Genomic DNA, 17,451 nt, shown 5'->3' on the forward strand with positions numbered 1-17,451 from the left:
TTCAGAGACCGTCCTGCTCGAGAAAGCGCGCGGCGAGCGCAACGTCGCGTGCATAGGTGACCTTGATGTTCGTCGCGTCGCCTTCCACCAGACGGGGCCGGTGCCCGGCGGCCTCCATGGCACCCGCCTCGTCCGTGATGTGCGCCGGATCGGCGGCCTCCAGCGCCGCCAGGAGAGGACCGAGCCTGAACATCTGGGGCGTCTGCGCCGCCCACAGGCCCGTGCGGACGACCGTGCCGGCGATCCGCCGGTCCGCATCGGCACGCTTCAGCGTGTCCGCCACGGGCAGGGCCGCGATTCCGCCCACGGGATCGTCTTCGAGTTCGTGAAGCATGCGGTCGATGAGGCCGTGAGTGACGCAGGGCCGCGCCGCGTCGTGCACGAGAATCCAGGCCCGGCTGTCGGTGGCGCCGCTCAACGCGCGCAGTCCGTTTCTCACCGTCTCCGCCCTCGTCGCGCCGCCCGTCCGGAGCACTTCGAGCTTGCCGGGCATCGCTGCGCCATCCTCGGTGTCGAACCGCGAATCGTCGGCCGACAGGACCACGACAACCCGGTCGATGCGCGAATGGGAGGCAAGACGCGCCAGGGTGTGGTGGATCAAGGGCCTGTCTCCGACCGGCACGTACTGCTTGGGAAGTGCGTGACCCAGGCGGCTGCCCGATCCGGCGGCGGGCACGAGAGCGATGACGGGAAGCGGGCGTTCGTTGATCACGGGCGGCAGATTAGCATGGCATCGCACGGCGACGGACCGGGCCGGGCGCGGGTCGCGCGAAACCCCGGCCTATAATGCCCGCGCTTCGCACTCCACCCTCGACGATGTTGCTTTCCCTATCCGTTCCCCCGAGGGGACACCGCCTTGCGGCCGGTCCCCTCCCCGGCTCATCCGACTCGCTGGCGCTGGCCGAACTCGCCGCCCGCCATCGTCCGCTTGCCGCGGTCACCGCGACCGCGACCGATGCGCAGCGCATCGCCGCGGAGATGCGCTGGTTCGCGCCGGCCCTCAAGGTCCATGTCCTGCCGGACTGGGAAACCCTGCCCTACGACAGCTTCTCCCCGCATCAGGACCTGGTCTCCGAGCGCCTCGAGACGCTCTATCTGCTCGCGCAAGGGCAGGTCGACGCGGTGATCGTCCCGGTGACGACGGCGCTCATGCGGCTGCCACCGCGGGCCTACCTGTCGGCATACACCTTCTTCTTCCGGCAAGGATCCCGCTTCGACCCGGAGTCGTTCCGGGCGCAGCTCGCGATGGCGGGATATTCCAACGTCTCGCAGGTTGTCGCGCCGGGCGAGTTCAGCTATCGCGGCGGGCTCATCGACGTCTTTCCCATGGGCTCGGCGGTGCCCTACAGGATCGATCTGTTCGACGACGAGATCGAATCCATCCGCACCTTCGACGTCGATACCCAGCGCAGCCTGTACAAGGTGAACGACGTGCGGCTCCTGCCGGCTCGCGAGTTCCCGCTCGACGAAGCAGGCCGGACACTGTTCCGCCGGCGCTTCCGGGAAGAGTTCGAAGGCGACCCATCCAAGCGTCGGCTGTACAAGGACATGGGCGCGGGCGGCGTGCCCCCGGGCATCGAGTACTACCTGCCCCTGTTCTTCGAGGACACGGCGATCCTCGCCGACTATCTGCCCGAGAACACGCTCTTCGCCACGCAGGGCGACCTGGGCGAAGCCATCGCCGCGTTCTGGCGCGACACCCAGTCACGCTACGACCTGCTGCGGGGAGATTCGCAGCAGCCCATCCTTCCGCCCACTGCCCTGTACCTGCGCGAGGACGAGTTCTTCTCGTCCGTGAAGCCGTTCTCGCGGATCGATCTGCACCGCGAGGCGACGGACACCAAGGCCGGCGTGACCCCGCTGCCCGCCCTGGCCGTCGACCGGCGTGCCCAGGATCCTCTCGCAGCCTTCAAACGCTACCTGGGAGAGTTCGGCGGGCGGGTGCTGCTCGCCGCGGAAAGCCCGGGCCGGCGCGAGACGATGCTGGAACTGCTGGGGGAATATGGGCTGGAACCGGTGCTGGTCGACGATTACTCCGCCTTCGCCGCGGGGACCCAGCCGCTGGCCCTGACGGTCTCGCCCGTGTTCGACGGGTTCGCGGTGCCTTCCGCGGGGATGGCGCTGGTCACCGAGACGGAGCTCTACGCCGCCTCGAACCGCAGCCGTACCGCGCGTGAACGGGAGAAGCGGACCTCCGCCGAGAACGTGCTGCGCGACCTCTCGGAGGTCAAGGTGGGCGACCCGGTCGTTCACGAAAGCCACGGCATCGGCCGCTATCTCGGGCTGGTGACCATGGATCTGGGAGACGGTCCCGCGGAACTGCTCACGCTCGAGTACGACGGCGGCGACAAGCTGTACGTTCCGGTGTCGCAGCTGCGCGTGATCGGCCGCTACGCGGGCGCGTCGCCCGAGTCCGTTCCCCTGCACAAGCTGGGCAGCGGCGACTGGCAGAAGGCGCGCCGCAAGGCGGCGAAGCAGGTGCGCGACACGGCGGCGGAATTGCTGCACCTCTACGCCCAGCGCGCCGCGCGGCAAGGCCATGCGTTCAGCGTGAAGCACCACGACTACGAAGCGTTCCGGGCAGGCTTTCCGTTCGAGGAGACCGTCGACCAGGCATTGGCGATCGAGGCTGTCGTGCAGGACCTGCAATCGGGCAAGCCCATGGACCGCCTGATCTGCGGCGACGTGGGATTCGGCAAGACGGAGGTGGCGCTGCGTGCCACGTTCGTCGCTGTCGCGGATGGCAAGCAGGTCGCCGTGCTGGTCCCGACCACGTTGCTCGCGGAGCAGCACTTCCAGAATTTCTCGGACCGGTTCGCACCCTGGCCGGTCAAGCTCGCGGAGCTGTCGCGGTTCCGCTCCGCGAAGGAGTCCGCCGCCGCCTTGAAGGGCATCGAGGAAGGCGGCGTCGACATCGTGATCGGCACGCACAAGCTGCTGTCGCAGGACGTCAAGTTCAAGAATCTCGGCCTCGTCATCATCGACGAGGAGCACCGGTTCGGCGTGCGGCAGAAGGAACGTCTCAAGCAGCTCCGCGCCGAGGTCGACGTGCTGACGCTCACCGCCACGCCCATTCCGCGCACGCTCGCCATGTCGCTCGAAGGCCTGCGCGATTTCTCCGTGATCGCCACGGCACCGCAGAAGCGGCTTGCGATCAAGACGTTCGTGTCGCGATTCTCCGACGGCCTGGTGCGCGAGGCCGTGTTGCGCGAACTCAAGCGCGGCGGGCAGGTGTACTTCCTGCACAACGAGGTCGAAACGATCGGCAACTGGGAAGCCAAACTGGGCGCCCTGCTGCCCGAAGCGCGCTTGCGCGTCGCGCACGGGCAGATGCCCGAGCGGGAACTCGAACACGCGATGCGCGACTTCTATCAGAGCCGCTTCAACGTGCTCCTGTGCACGACGATCATCGAGACCGGCATCGACGTGCCGTCGGCCAACACCATCATCATCAACCGGGCGGACCGCTTCGGGCTGGCCCAGCTGCACCAGCTGCGCGGACGTGTCGGCCGTTCGCACCACCAGGCCTACGCGTACCTGCTGACGCCCGACGAGGAAGCCGTCACGTCGCAGGCGAAGAAGCGGCTGGAAGCGATCCAGCTCATGGACGAACTCGGGTCCGGGTTCTATCTCGCCATGCACGACCTCGAGATCCGCGGCGCCGGCGAGGTCCTGGGCGAATCGCAGAGCGGCGAGATGCAGCAGGTGGGATTCAGCCTCTACATCGACATGCTCAACCATGCGGTGAAATCGCTCAAGAACGGACGCGAGCCGGATCTGGAAGGACCGCTGCACGCCACCGTCGAGATCAACCTGCACACGCCGGCCCTGCTGCCGGCCGACTACTGCGCAGATGTGCACGAGCGGCTGGTGCTCTACAAGCGCCTGGCGAACTGCGAGAAGCTCGAGGAGCTGGAGCGCATGATGGAGGAACTGGTAGACCGGTTCGGCCGCCTGCCGGACGCGGCGAAGGCGCTGGTGGAAACGCACCGGCTGAGGGTGGTGGCCGAACCGCTGGGCGTGGTGCGGATCGATGCGGCGCCGGAAGCCATCGTGGTCACGTTCAAGCCGGACCCGCCGGTGGAACCCGCGCACATCATCCGGCTCATCCAGAGCCGCAAGGGTTGGCGTCTGTCCGGTCCGGACAGGCTGCGCGTCGAATCGAAGCTCACGGAGGTCGCCATGCGCATCGTCCGCGTGCGGGAGATTCTTCGCGACCTCGAAGCCCCCGCCAAGGCAGCCTGACCGCCATGTCCACGCGCCCCGAGTTCGACTTCGACACGATCGTCGATCGCGGGGGAACGTGGAGCCTCAAGTGGGATCGCTATCGCGGCCGCGACGTCATCCCGATGTGGGTGGCGGACATGGACTTCCGCTCGGCGCCCGCCATCGTCGATGCGCTCAGGCGCCGCGTGGACCACGGCGTGTTCGGCTACGTGGAACCGGGGCCGGAACTGGTGGAGGCGATTGTCGCGAGACTGCAGGCCGCCTATGGCTGGACACCGGATCCCGATTGGTTCGTCTGGGTTCCCGGGCTGGTATCGGGCCTCAACATCGTGGCGCGGGCAGTGGGAGAACCCGGTGACGACATCGTCACTGCGACTCCGATCTATCCGCCGTTCCTCAGTGCGCCGGGCAACGCCCGGCGCGGGTGCGTGCGCGTGCCGCTCGTGGAGGAGAACGGTCGTGCGTCGTTCTCCGCCGCTGTGCTCGAACGAGCGCTGACGCCGGCCTCGCGACTGCTGCTGCTGTGCAATCCGCACAACCCCGTCGGGCGGGTGTACTCGCGGGAGGAACTGCATGGGCTGGCCGACGTGTGTCTGCGCCGCAATCTCGTCGTCTGCTCCGACGAGATCCATTGCGGCCTCGTCCTGGACCCGGACAGGAAGCACGTGCCCATCGCATCGCTCTCGCCGGAAATTGCGGCGAAGACCGTCACGCTGATGGCGGCGTCGAAGACCTTCAACCTGCCCGGCCTGGGCACCGCATTCGCTATCGTTGCCGATGCTTCCCTGCGCCGCCGTATCGCGGACGTGATGCGCGGCATCGTCCACCGTCCCATGACGATCGGCCTGTGGGCGACACTCGCGGCGTACCGCGACGGCGAGCCTTGGCGGCTCGCGTTGATCGACTATCTCCGGGCCAATCTCGCTCTGGTGGAACGGCGCATCGGCGCATTGCCGGGTTTTCGCGTGCACCATGCCGAGGCCACCTATCTGGCCTGGATCGACTGCCGTGGCAGCGGTATCGAGAATTGCGCGCGCTTCTTCGAATCGGCGGGTGTGGGGCTCTACGACGGCGCGGACTTCGGTGCACCGGGCTTTCTGCGACTCAACTTCGGCTGCCCGCGCTCCGTGCTGGAGAATGCCCTGGAGCGCATGGAGAGAGCGGTCCTCTCGCCCGCATGACCATCCCCGCAGGCATGCGCGGCACCCCCCTCTGACCGTACGGCCTCAAGGCAGCGTCAGCGCCACCCTGAAGCCGAGATCGTCCCCCTTCACGGCGGGATCGCCGCGATTGCGGTGCGCGGAACGCACGTGTCTGGGAAATCTGACCCAGCTGCCGCCACGAACCACGCGCCTCTCGCATGCGCTTCTCTGAACGGCCGATCCGTTGGCCGGCGCGCCCGCATACGAATCCACGTAGCAGTCTTCCACCCACTCCCACACGTTGCCCAGCATGTCGTGCACGCCGAAGCGGTTGGGGCGGTAGCTGCCGACGGGCGCCGTGCCGCTCGCATGACCATCCTCGCAGGCATGCGGGGCGGCCCATTCCTTCTTCCACCACGTCTCGCGGATGCTCGAGGCGTTCGCCACGTTCGCGTACAGGCATGCCTGATCCGCCGAGTCGCCCCACGGTCTGGCCGTGTCCGAGCCGGCGCGGGCCACGTATTCCCACTCGGCCTCGGTCAGCAGCCGGTAGGGCTTTCCGCTCCGGGCGGCAAGCCATTGCACGTACTTCCTGGCCGCGTTCCAGTCCAGGTCGTAGGCCGGCTGGCGAGGGTCGGACGCCGCGTAGTAACTGGGTTTCTGCGGAGCAGTGCAGGCCTCCTGATCGACGCACGTCTTCCATTCGGCAAGCGTGACTTCGAACTTGCCCACCGCCAGACCGTACCCGATCGTGACGTTGTGCTGGGGGCCCTCCTCCGCCCCCGCTCCGTCTCCCGTTCGGGGAGACCCCATGCGGAAACTGCCCGGAGGCACCACCACCATCAGAGGACAGAAGTCACAGTCCCGGAACTCGACGCCCGGACTGCGTGGTTGGGACACGGCCGACGGTACCGTCCGGCCGGCAGGCTGTCCCGCGGCGACCGGCTTCGCGGGCTTACCGGTCTGCGCAAAGGCCACGGCAACCACAACGGCACCAACGCCCAGGGTCAGGAATTGCCGCCGGAAGCGGCGCATGAGCGGGACATGCATGGTGTGACAGGCAGGTGAATCGGGACCGCCCGCTCTCGAGCAAGAGCAGGACCAGCGAACCGTCGGCGGTCGCCGGCGGGAGGTTCAGCGCAGCGCAAGCGCGGGCCAGGCGTGGAAACCGAGGAGCGGCTCCGGTTCGATCACCACGAGCGTCTGGGCGGCCAGTTCCCGCGCTGTCGGCGTAGCCTTGCTGCGCAGATACTCCGTCAGCAGGCGCAGCGGATCCTCTCCGGGAGCGCCGTCGATGCTGCGTCCCTGAACGTCGACCGCACGCCCCACGAACGTCTCGGGCAAGGCAGGATCGGGACCGAAGCGGGATTCGCCGAAGTCCTCGCGGCTGTGGCGGTGCGTCGGGAACGGCGCCTCGGGATGCCGTGCGAAGAAACACCAGACCTCGAAGCCCTCGAAGCCCGTGAGACCGTTGATGAAATGGTCCCCCGCGTCACCCGCGAGGACCGAACACAGGAAGCGCCGGCCATAAAGAAGCCCAAGGCCGGCATTCAAGCGCAGCAGTTCGGTACGGCTGCGCTTCGCGATGGCGGCAAGCCGCTGGAGGTCACGCCTTGTCAGTGCCTGCCGACAGCGCCCGTCTCCCATGGGTCCGGCGCTGTCAGACCCGCGCGCCTGCGCGCGAACCGGCGGGAACGCTCTCCTGCATGAACTGTGCGACGGCGGACGCGAACGCCAGCATGTCATCGCGCGTGACGTCCAGATGCGTGACGAGCCGGATCGTGGGACCGGTGGAGACCATCATGCCGCGCTTCGCGAGGCTGTCCTTGAACGCCGCATGCAGCGAGGCAGGGATGCTCATGAACACCATGTTGGTCTGCACCGCGGACGGATCCACGCCGACCCCCGGGATGACCGCCAGGCGCTCGGCCAGCAGCTGCGCATTGCCGTGGTCCTCGGCAAGCCGTTCGACATGGTGATCGAGTGCGTACAGTCCTGCGGCCGCCATGACGCCGGCCTGCCTCATGCCGCCGCCGAGAACCTTGCGCCAGCGCCGCGCGCGGACGATGTTCGCCGCCGGTCCTGCCAGCACTGAGCCGACGGGTGCTCCCAATCCCTTGGACAGGCACACGGACACGGTGTCGAAGTGCCGGACGACGTCCCTCACCGGCACCCCCAGTTTCACGACCGCGTTGAAGAGCCGCGCGCCATCCAGATGCATGCCCAGGCCGCGGCTTCGCGCGAGGGATTCGGCATCGGCCAGATACGCCGTGGGCAGCACCTTGCCGCCGATCGTGTTCTCCAGCGCCAGCAGGCGGGTCTTCGCGAAATGGGAATCGTCGGGCTTGATCGCTGCCGCGACCCGCTGGAGATCCAGGGTGCCGTCCGGCTCGTTGTCGATGGGCTGGGGCTGGATGCTGCCGAGAACGGCCGCCCCTCCGCCTTCGTACTTGTAGGTGTGGGCCTGCTGCCCGACGATGTACTCGTCTCCCCTTTCGCAGTGGGACATGAGCCCGATGAGGTTGCTCTGGGTGCCCGTCGGGACATACACCGCGGCTTCCTTCCCCAGCAGTTCCGCGACCCGGGACTCGAGCCGGTTGACGGTGGGGTCCTCCCCGTAAACGTCGTCACCCACTTCCGCTGCGGCCATGGCCGCGCGCATGCCGGCCGTGGGTCTGGTGACGGTATCGCTGCGCAGATCGATGATCTTCATTCCCAATCCTTGGTTCAGCCTCGAACGTCGGATTGTAGTTTGCGCCACCAGATCCACACCTGCTTGCGCGTACCGAAATCGATCACGCCCTCGCCCTGGGTACCGGGGCCGACCTCGGTGTTCACCCGTTGCGTCTGTGCTTCCACCTTGACGGAGCTGGTGTCCTGGCCCGTGATCTTCGTGATCGTGAACGGAACGGCGGTACCGGAAGCCGCAAAATGCGCCAGGCCGGTCTGGCCTTCGCGCAGCAGCTCCTGGTCGGCGGACGACGCCTCGATGAGAAGCCGGTAACCATCGAGCAGCGCAATGCTGAACAGCGGCTGATCCCCTTGAACGGCAAGCCGGGGCCCGCCGGCCATCGGCGCGGCCTGCACGATGCCCTCCAGCGGGCTCAGGATCTGCAGCTTCGACAACCGTTCGTCGATCACCGCCAGCCGGATCTCGATGTCCTTGCGCTTGGCAGCCAGCGATTCGGACGAACCGGCGCCGTCGGCGTCCTTGAGGTCCCGCGCCAGTTGCGCCAGCCGGTCCCGTTCCGCCACCAGTTTCACGCGCTCGAGCTGCAGTTCGCTGTCGTCCATCCGGGCGATCACCTGCCCGCGCCGCACCGTGTCGCCCGTGCGCACCAGCACCTCCGCCAGCTTGCCGTCGAACGGGGCGGCGATCTTGCGCGGCGGGGTTCCTTCGACGGTCACGGACACCGGTGCCTGGTACTCCCCCGTTGCCCCGAGCAACACGAGCACGGCCGCCAGCAGGGCCACGAGGCCGAGCTTCGCCTTGAAGCGGGCCTTGCCGAACAGGCCCACCAGCGCCCGCCGCTCCCGGCTGACGCCTGCGGCACGCGATACGGGCTTCAGTTCGATGATGGGGCCCACCAGCAGGGCCACGTGCTCGAGGGTCGCGAGTTCTTCCGCAGTGAACGCGGGCCCTGCGAACCGCTCGCACAACAGCACTCCGGCGCTTCCCGCCGTACCTGCCAGAGGCAGTGCGCAAACGCGGGGTCCCAGCTCCGGCGCGACAGTCAGGTCCAGGGCGGGGGCAACTTCCGGCAGGGCACTCGCGATCAGGACCCGACCCTGGTCGATGGCCGCCCGCACCAGCGCTTCCCGCCGCACGTCCATTTCTTCGTTGCCGGTACCGGCTTCGTCCCCCCGGCGTGCGCCGAGTGACAGCACCTCGTGGCGAAAGATGCCGACGCTCACCAACGCGGACGGAAACGCGTCCACGAGACACTCCGCGAGGGCAATGGCAGCACTCACGACCTCACGGCCCTGCCCGCAGACCTCGACCGCGCGGGTCGCGGTGCCCAGCCGCCTCGCGACGATCGCGGTGTCGCGCCCGGCAACCTGCTCCACGCTTGCCACGAGCCAGCCCGCACCCCAGCGGAGCTCGTCGAGCCCGGCCTGGAGTTCGCGCGGCTGCACCGGATCGCATTCGAACACGACCACCCAGTCCGAGTACTGGTCGGGCTGGGCGATCAGGTGGAACCGCCTGCCCACGGAGCGGATCAGGGTGATGCCCCGGGTGAGCCCCTGGCGCGCCGAGTGCTCCGCTTCCGCGGGCTCGGTGTTCTCGCCCCAATGGGCAACACGTGACACTCCTGCGGAGTCGGGTCCCTTGCGAAAAACGAAGGCAGAGCGCGCGGAAGGAACACGCAGGGCCAGCAGCTGAAGCCACATGGCCATGCGGACATCGAGGGTTCTGGCAGAAGAAAAAGCCGCCCAGCGGGCGGCTTTTTCTTCTGGCCTCGGATCCTCGAGCCGGACTGTGCTTTCTCCGGGCAGTTGAATCATCCGAGTCCGGACGGCACGAAGATCACTTCAGTTCGCCGTAGCGGTTCTCGTATTCCGCCATCAGCTTCTGCAGGAGATCGGTCAGCCGCTTCGCAGCGAAGGGGCTCAGGATGATGCGGTGATCGAGTTCGATCTCCACTTCCCCCGCCATCCTGTCCCAGTTCTGGTTCACGCCGAAGTTCAGCACCACTTCTTCCCGGGTGCTGGTGGCGTTGACGAAATTGCAGTAGGTGCTCTTGAGACCCTGGGTGTCCCACTTCACCTTGGGCATGTTGGGCTCGGCGGGCTTTGCGCCCTCTTCCGGTGCCTTGGCCATCTGTTTTTCTCCTTTCTTCATGATTGACTAGAGACCCCCGCCAGTCGGCACGGGGCGCGAACGGCGTCGCCGCCCCGATGCAAGCTTTCTGCCATTCACCGCGCGCGGCGGCGGACCATTCCCAGACCCAGCATCATCAGCCCCGCGCCGAACATGGCGTACGTTTCAGGTTCGGGGACAGCGACCAGTGTGGTTGTCATTCCGGCGAGACTGGACTCCGCCGCCGGCTCGACCTCGTTGTCCGCCACCACTGCCGCCACAATTCCCCACTGGCCAGGCGTCGCCCCGCGGCGCTGCGGACCACAAACTTTGCCAAGACGCCGGAATCCGGAATCGATGATCTCGGCCGAATCGTTGGGGTCGAACATGGAGAAGCTGAAGAACAACGCCTGGGCGCTGCTGGCACCTCCAGGCACGGCGGTCACCGACGGTGTGACGAGGCCGGCGAAGAAACTGCCGAGGCTGTCCGTGGAGTAGTCCTCCACGGTGTTCGGATCGTCGTACAACTCGATCGTGAACGGGCTTTCACGGGCGTGGCACCGATGACGGCAGTGAGGATGATGCCGTCCGAGAGGTCGATCCCCAGACTGTGCAGACCGCTCACGCTGAGTTCGAGCATGAACTCGTTATCGAGCGTGGCAAGGCCCGGAAAAAGGCGGCGGGGGAGAGTTGAGCTTCGAACGCGGCGCTTGCAGGAACCGAACCGCCTGCCAGTCCGAGGGCGCCGACGAGGGCGAGGGATTTCAAGAATTTTTTCATGGTGGTCTCCTGCTAATGTGCGCGAGTCTACATCCGCGGTCAGGACAAATACACTGGGTTTGCGCAAGTTTCGCGAGGTTCGTTTGCCCCTCGCCCGGCGCGTCCCCGTCCGACGACAACGTCAGGCTAGCACAGTCGCCCCGGATTGAAACGAACAAAATGAGAGATTTCAATCCTGAAAAACGTTAGGTTTTGGTTGAAATCCCGCTAACCCCGACTAAACTGTCGGGCAAAACTCTCATCGCCCGGGACGGGTTTCGCCGGTGAAGCTGCTCATCAAGTCCATTGACAACGACGGTAGGCTCGCCCCCGTCCCCCGGCTGGTCGAAACGCCGTGGGAGATCCTCGTCGCGGATCACACCGACCGCGCCGCCTTCGCGGCCGCCATGAGGCAGGCGGACGCCCTCGTCTCCATGCAGTGGCCCCGTGATTACCCGGACGGCCCTGGCCTCAGGCTGGTGCAACTGCCCGGGGCCGGAACGGACGAGATCGATTTCGATGCCGTTCCGCCCGGCGCCTCCGTGTGCAACGCCTACGAGCACGAAATCGGCATCTCCGAGTTCGTGCTGGCCGGCATGCTCGAGTGGGTCACGCAACTGCGCCGGCTCGACGCCGAGTTCCGGACCGGCCGCTGGTGGGGATCCTATCTGTGCGGCCCGCGACACGGCGATCTCTTCGGCAAGACGCTGGCGATCGTGGGGTACGGGCGCATCGGACGGGAGACCGCCAGGCGGGCGCACGCCTTCGGGGTCCGGGTCACCGCCGTGAGCCGGACCAGCGGTCCGGGCGATCAATGGTGCGAGCGAGTCCGGCCCATGACGGAACTGCTTCCCGTGATTGCGCAGGCCGATTTCATCCTCTGCGCCCTGCCTCTGGACGAAAGCACGCGGGGCATCCTCGACGCCCCGGCCTTCCGTGCGATGAAGCCCACCGCCGTGGTCATGAATGTGGGAAGGGGCGCGACCATCGATGAAAGCGCTCTCTACGAGGCCTGCCGGAGCCGCAGCATCGGGGGCGCCATCATCGACACCTGGTACTCGTATCCGCCGCAATCGACCGACCTGGTTCCGATCCATCGTCCTTCCCGGTACCCGTTTCACGAGCTGGACAACGTGATCATGACCCCGCATGCCTCCGCGTGGACGGATGCGCTGGCGGAGCGACGGTGCACTATCATTGCCCGGAACCTGGATCGCCTGGCCCGCGGCGAGCCGCTGCTCAACGTCGTGCGTCCGCCACGTTCCGCAGTCCCGGAACCGCCCGCGTCATGACAGCCGGCGTCAAACCGCCCGGGCACGATTCGAGAAAGCCGCGTCCCTGGCGCCGCCGGGCCGATCTCGGCCTTGCGTTCCCCCGCACATCAAGATCGTCCTAGGAGCAATCGACTCATGGATTCCGCCCACACCGTCGCCGCCGCCCGTTTCCTGTGGGACTCCTGGCAGGGCTCCCGCAAGATCGGGGGACTGCCCGACCATCTCCGTCCCGCCACGGAAGAGGAAGGGTTCGCCGTACAGAGCCAGCTGCCCTCCGTCGCCGGCGCGAGCCGGGTCGGCTGGAAGATTGCCGCCACCAGCACGGCCGGCCAGCAGCACATCGGCGTGCCGGGACCGCTGGTGGGGACGCTCCTTTCCACGCGCGTCAAGCCCAGCCCCGCGCGCTTCTCCCTCGCCGGCAACGGCATGCTGGTGATGGAGGCGGAGTTCGCCTTCCGCATGGGCCGGACCCTCGCGCCAAGGTCGAGCGAGTACACGGTCGACGAAGTGCTGGCAGCCGTGGAATCGCTGCATCCGGCCATCGAGGTCCCCGATTCCCGCTATGCCGATTTCGTGAAGGCGGGAGGGCCGCAGATCCTGGCCGACAACGCCTGCGCCTGCTGGTGGACGTCCGGCCCGGCGACCACGGCGGACTGGCGCTCCATGAATCTCGCGGAACACCCCGTCACCGTCCGGACCGATGGCAAGGTTTCCGCGCAGGGGGCCGGTCGCAACGTCCTGGGGGATCCCCGGCTGGCCCTGGCGTGGATCGCCAACCGCCTGTCCCGCTTCGGCGTGCCGCTGTCCGCGGGCGAAGTCGTGACGACCGGCACCTGCATCGTCCCGATGACGGTGCGTCCCGGCGAAACCGTCGTGGCCGACTTCGGCCCGATCGGCTCCGCCGAGGTCAGTTTCGACGCATGACGGGACACCCGGCCGCCATGGACATGCCCCGGCCACTCAAGTGGTCCGTGCACTATCCACGGTCCTTCCTGAAGCTGATCACGGTCGGCTTCCTGCTGGTCGCCCTGCCGCTCATCCTGGCGATCGTGAACAACGCCGTGTCGATTCACGACATCACCCAGCGGAGCCAGAAGTCGGTGCACCAGGCCATGCGCGCAACCGAATCCAGCCGCCTCCTGATGGAGCAGCTCACGGCCATGGAGCGAAGCGTGCGGCAGGCGAGCGCCCTGTCGGACAGCGCGCTCCTGGAGGGCTACGCGCATGCCCGGGCGAAGTTCATCGAAGGCACCCGGTCGATGAGCACCCTGGCCCTCGACGCGGAGCAGTCCCGCCAGCTCGCCCGGCTCGCCCAGCGCGAGGCCCAGCTTGCCCTGTCCATCGACGCCGCGTGGGCGGTGCCGGACGCGCTGGGGCAGCTTCTGGGCGAGTTCGACGAACTCGACGCCCTTGCCCGTTCCCTGTCGGATCTCGGCAACGGCATCGTGGAGCGGGAAGTCGCGTCCCTTCAGGCCATGGCCGAAGGCGTCCAGCGCTTCGTCTTCTGGCAGCTCGTCGCGCTGGTGCCCATCGCGCTCGTCCTGCTCGTGGGCGCCATCATCCTCATCTCGCGCCCCATCGGGCAGATCGACGCCGCCATCCGGCGCATGGGGGATGGAAACTTCGATACGCCGGTGCAGGTCACCGGGCCGCAGGACCTGCAAAACCTCGGCCGCCAGCTCGACTGGATGCGCCAGCGGCTGATCGAACTGGAAGGCCAGAAGCGCCTGTTCCTGCATCACGTCTCGCACGAACTGAAGACGCCGCTGGCGGCCATCAAGGAAGGGGCGGGACTGCTGGACGAGCAGCTGGTGGGCCCCTTGACGCCCGCCCAGCGCGAAGTCACGGCGATCCTCAAGCAGAACACGCAGCGGCTGCAGGAGCTCATCGAGCGGCTGCTCAACTACCATCAGGCGCAGTTCAACCGGACCGCGCTCAACCTCAGCACGGTCCACCTGCCCGAGCTGATCGCCTCGGTCGGCCGGCAGCACAGACTCACCATGGCGTCCAAGGGCCTGCGTCTCAGCGTGACCTGCCCTGCGCTGAGCGTGGAAGGCGACCGCGACAAGCTCACGGCGATCCTCAGCAATCTCGTCTCCAACGCCGTCAAGTTCGCGCCCCGCAACTCGCGCATCGGGGTCGAGGTGTCGGAACACGCCGACACGGTCCGCCTGGAAATCAGCGACGCGGGGCCCGGCATCCGCCCCGAGGAACGCGATCACGTCTTCGAGCCCTTCTATCACGGGTCCGCACCCTACGAAGGGCCGCTCAAGGGCACGGGCCTCGGGCTGGCGATCGTGCGCGAGTTCGTCCTCGCGCATCACGGCCACATCGAGGTGGCACCGCAGGACGAGGGCACGCGGCTCCGCGTGGAGATCCCGCGCCGCCAGCCTCAGCCGCAACCGCAGCGGGAGGCCGCGTGACGGCACGGGCTTCTTCCGGCGTGCGGCGCACGCTGACCGCGTTCGTCCTGTGTTCGGCGGCCCTGTCCGGCTGCAAGACGCCGGCGCCCCAGGTCGAAACCGAGGTCAGGCCCCACGAAGGACCGGCCCAGCCCGCCGTGGTCGAGAAGAAGTGCGACATCCTGCCGCCCCAGGAAGTCCGCAGCGAAATCGACGACGTGATGAATTTCTATGCCGGGCTGCGTTCCAAGCCCGCGAACGCGCTGAAACAGGAACTCGAGGACGCCAAGCGCGACTACGCCGCGGCGGGTTCGGAGGCCTCCCGGCTCAAGCTCGCCCTGCTGTACCTGCACCCCGCGGCTCCGTTCCGCAACGAGGCCTCTGCCGCCCAGTTGCTCGAGCCCTATTCGCGGAGCGAGGGCCGCCCCAAGGGGCCCTGGCGCGGACTGGCGCAGATGCTCCTGGCCTCGATCGAACAATCCCGGCGCAACGATGCCGCGGTGCAGGCCCAGGTCGCGAAGGTCCGGGAGGAGCAGAAGAAGTCGGACGAACTGCAGCGTAAACTCGACGCCCTCAAGGATGTAGAGAGGGCGATGATTCAGAAGGATCAAGGAGGCAAGCCGAAATGAACCCTTCCCTGGGCAAGGTGCTGGTGGTCGACGACGATGAGGATCTCCTTCGGCTCGTGTCCATTCGTCTGACCGCCGCCGGATTCGAAGTGGTGACGGCCCGCAGCGCGGAAGAAGCGCTCGCCCAGCTCACCGCGGCGATTCCCCAGGTCCTCGTGACGGACCTCAAGATGGGCGGCATGGACGGCATGGCGCTGTTCGAGCATGTGCACCGTGCGCATCCGGCCCTGCCGGTGGTGATCCTGACCGCGCACGGTTCCATTCCCGATGCCGTGGCCGCCATGCGCAAGGGCGTGTTCGACTACATCACCAAGCCGTTCGACGGCAAGGAACTGGTCGGGCTCATCTCGCGGGCCGTGCGGCTGTCCGCAGCCGTGCCGGCCACCGAGGACGACAATGGCTGGCGCTCGGCCATCATCACCCACAACCCTGAACTCGAAGCCGTGCTCGCCCGAGCCCGTCTCGTGGCGAGCGGCGACGCGAGCGTCCTCATCCGGGGCGAGAGCGGCACCGGAAAGGAGCTCCTGGCGCACGCGATCCACCGGGCCAGCCCGCGGCGCGACAAGCCTTTCATGGCGCTGAATTGCGGTGCGATCCCGGAGTCCCTGCTGGAATCGGAACTCTTCGGTCACGTCCGGGGGGCGTTCACCGGCGCGGCGCGGGACCACACCGGACTCTTTCAGTCGGCCCACGGCGGCACCGTATTCCTGGACGAGATCGGCGACATGCCGCTGGCGCTCCAGGTCAAGCTGCTGCGTGTGCTGCAGGAACGCAGTGTCCGCCCGGTGGGAGCGACCCGGGCCGTCCCCGTCGACGTGCGCATCGTCTCCGCGACTCACCGCGATCTGGAAACCGGCATTCGCGACGGCCGTTTCCGCGAGGACCTGTACTACCGCCTCCACGTCGTCAGCTTCGAGCTGCCGCCCCTGCGGGAGCGCAGGGAGGACATCACGCTCCTTGCCACGCATTTCCTGTCCCAGCTCGCCGCACGCTACGGCAAGACCGTGAATGCCTTCGGGGCGGATGCGCTGGCGCGCCTGATGGAATACGACTGGCCCGGCAACGTGCGGGAACTGCTCAACGTGGTGGAACAGGCGGTGGCGCTCAGCACCGGCCCCATCGTGAGCGTCGCCCTCATCGAGAATGCCCTGCGCGGCCCGTCGACCGAGCTGCAGCCCTTCGAGAAGGCGCGCGGCCAGTTTGAGCGCGACTACCTTGCACGGCTTCTCAAGATGACCAACGGCAACGTGACGCATGCCGCCCGGCTCGCCAAGCGCAATCGCACCGAGTTTTATAAACTGCTGCATCGGCACCACCTCCAGCCGTCTCAATTCAAGAACACGACTCCCCTCCTGAACAAAGACAGGGAACCTCGCCCCCATGACCCATTCCAGGAAGCGCGCCACCGCCGTCGCGGTGGCCGTCTGCTTCACGCACCTGACGCTTTCGACGGCTGCCCATGGCGCCATGATCGCCACCCCGGACGCCGCCCCCGGCGAGCAGCACGCATGCGGATTGCCTGCGATGGCCGGCAGCCCGGAGGTGCGGTCCTATCTGCTGCAGGCCGGTGTCGATCCCGCCGAGGTGGAGGCGAGACTCGCCGCCTCGACGGCGGCGGACGACCCCTCGTGTCCGGATCCAAGGACCCTGCCCGCCGGGCGCGGGATCATCGGGATCGCGGTGTTCGTCTTCGCCGTGCTGATCATGACCGACACTCTGGGGCTCACCCGCATCTTTCCGTTCACCCGGTCATCGCGGTAGAGGTCAACAACGTCACGTCAAGGAGGCTCATCACCATGTGGAAATCGTTCCGTAAGTTGATTGCTCTGGCACTCGTCGTCACCACCACCCAGCTCGCCTTCACCGGTGCCGTCCAGGCCGCCATGGTGGGGACAGATGCCGCGCGCGCGGAAAGCGCCATTCCGGCGGATTCGGCGCGTGCACGGGTGGCCACCTTCCTGCAGCGGACCGATGTGGTGGAGCAGCTCGACCGCCTGGGCGTGTCGTCGGACGAAGCGCAGGCGCGCGTCGCCGCCATGACGGACGACGAAGTCCTGTCGCTCTCCGGCAAGCTCGATTCGATGCCGGCCGGCGGTGACGCCCTCGGAACGATCCTCTTTGTCGGACTCGTGGTATTCGTGGTTCTGCTGGTGACGGACATCCTTGGCTACACCAAGGTGTTCTCGTTCACCAAGCCGATGAAGCGCTGACTGTTCG

15 protein-coding genes are annotated in these 17,451 nt (G+C 67.3%); 7 read left to right on the plus strand and 8 right to left on the minus strand.

What is annotated here, in order from left to right:
* Window position 1: 1 nt before the first annotated feature.
* Window positions 2–709 (minus strand): 2-C-methyl-D-erythritol 4-phosphate cytidylyltransferase, encoded by a 708-nt coding sequence (locus IPK20_16560; protein ID MBK8018172.1) that lies wholly within the window; start codon window positions 707–709, stop codon window positions 2–4.
* Between the two features lie 77 nt (window positions 710–786).
* On the opposite strand from IPK20_16560, the gene mfd reads away from it, so the two are divergent.
* On the plus strand, window positions 787–4,245 hold the full coding sequence (gene mfd, locus IPK20_16565; protein MBK8018173.1) for a transcription-repair coupling factor: 3,459 nt from the start codon (window positions 787–789) through the stop codon (window positions 4,243–4,245).
* Window positions 4,246–4,250: 5 nt separating this feature from the next.
* Window positions 4,251–5,408 (plus strand): putative C-S lyase, encoded by a 1,158-nt coding sequence (locus tag IPK20_16570; protein ID MBK8018174.1) that lies wholly within the window; start codon window positions 4,251–4,253, stop codon window positions 5,406–5,408.
* A gap of 45 nt (window positions 5,409–5,453) precedes the next feature.
* Here IPK20_16570 and IPK20_16575 read toward each other — a convergent pair whose 3' ends face one another.
* From IPK20_16575 to IPK20_16605, 7 genes are all read right to left on the minus strand, one after another.
* Complete coding sequence (locus IPK20_16575; protein MBK8018175.1) at window positions 5,454–6,419, minus strand: SUMF1/EgtB/PvdO family nonheme iron enzyme; 966 nt, start codon at window positions 6,417–6,419, stop codon at window positions 5,454–5,456.
* A gap of 84 nt (window positions 6,420–6,503) precedes the next feature.
* Window positions 6,504–7,016, minus strand: coding sequence for a hypothetical protein (locus tag IPK20_16580; GenBank protein MBK8018176.1), 513 nt, complete (start codon window positions 7,014–7,016; stop codon window positions 6,504–6,506).
* 13 nt (window positions 7,017–7,029) lie between these two features.
* Window positions 7,030–8,082 (minus strand): low-specificity L-threonine aldolase, encoded by a 1,053-nt coding sequence (gene ltaE, locus IPK20_16585; protein ID MBK8018177.1) that lies wholly within the window; start codon window positions 8,080–8,082, stop codon window positions 7,030–7,032.
* Between the two features lie 14 nt (window positions 8,083–8,096).
* Complete coding sequence (locus IPK20_16590) at window positions 8,097–9,767, minus strand: biotin/lipoyl-binding protein (GenBank protein MBK8018178.1); 1,671 nt, start codon at window positions 9,765–9,767, stop codon at window positions 8,097–8,099.
* A 130-nt stretch (window positions 9,768–9,897) separates the two neighbouring features.
* Window positions 9,898–10,191 (minus strand): DUF3467 domain-containing protein, encoded by a 294-nt coding sequence (locus tag IPK20_16595; GenBank protein ID MBK8018179.1) that lies wholly within the window; start codon window positions 10,189–10,191, stop codon window positions 9,898–9,900.
* Window positions 10,192–10,286: 95 nt separating this feature from the next.
* Window positions 10,287–10,697 carry a PEP-CTERM sorting domain-containing protein gene (locus IPK20_16600; protein MBK8018180.1) on the minus strand — a complete coding sequence of 137 codons (411 nt, stop codon included), beginning with the start codon at window positions 10,695–10,697 and terminating at the stop codon, window positions 10,287–10,289.
* Window positions 10,698–10,791: 94 nt separating this feature from the next.
* Window positions 10,792–10,950, minus strand: a complete 159-nt coding sequence (locus IPK20_16605; protein ID MBK8018181.1) for a hypothetical protein — start codon at window positions 10,948–10,950, stop codon at window positions 10,792–10,794.
* 263 nt (window positions 10,951–11,213) lie between these two features.
* On the opposite strand from IPK20_16605, the gene IPK20_16610 reads away from it, so the two are divergent.
* From IPK20_16610 to IPK20_16630, 5 genes are all read left to right on the plus strand, one after another.
* Window positions 11,214–12,221, plus strand: coding sequence for a phosphoglycerate dehydrogenase (locus IPK20_16610; GenBank protein MBK8018182.1), 1,008 nt, complete (start codon window positions 11,214–11,216; stop codon window positions 12,219–12,221).
* A 117-nt stretch (window positions 12,222–12,338) separates the two neighbouring features.
* Window positions 12,339–13,127, plus strand: coding sequence for a hydratase (locus tag IPK20_16615; GenBank protein MBK8018183.1), 789 nt, complete (start codon window positions 12,339–12,341; stop codon window positions 13,125–13,127).
* Window positions 13,124–14,626, plus strand: a complete 1,503-nt coding sequence (locus IPK20_16620; protein MBK8018184.1) for a HAMP domain-containing protein — start codon at window positions 13,124–13,126, stop codon at window positions 14,624–14,626. The genes IPK20_16615 and IPK20_16620 overlap by 4 nt, the downstream gene beginning before the upstream one ends.
* Window positions 14,623–15,234, plus strand: a complete 612-nt coding sequence (locus IPK20_16625; GenBank protein ID MBK8018185.1) for a hypothetical protein — start codon at window positions 14,623–14,625, stop codon at window positions 15,232–15,234. The genes IPK20_16620 and IPK20_16625 overlap by 4 nt, the downstream gene beginning before the upstream one ends.
* Entirely contained in the window at window positions 15,231–17,444 is a 2,214-nt protein-coding gene (locus IPK20_16630) for a PA2779 family protein (GenBank protein MBK8018186.1), read from the plus strand. Before IPK20_16625 ends, IPK20_16630 begins: the two co-directional genes overlap by 4 nt.
* Window positions 17,445–17,451 lie beyond the last annotated feature (7 nt).

It is taken from the genome of Betaproteobacteria bacterium, from assembly GCA_016713305.1.
In the GTDB taxonomy this organism is placed as follows: domain Bacteria; phylum Pseudomonadota; class Gammaproteobacteria; order Burkholderiales.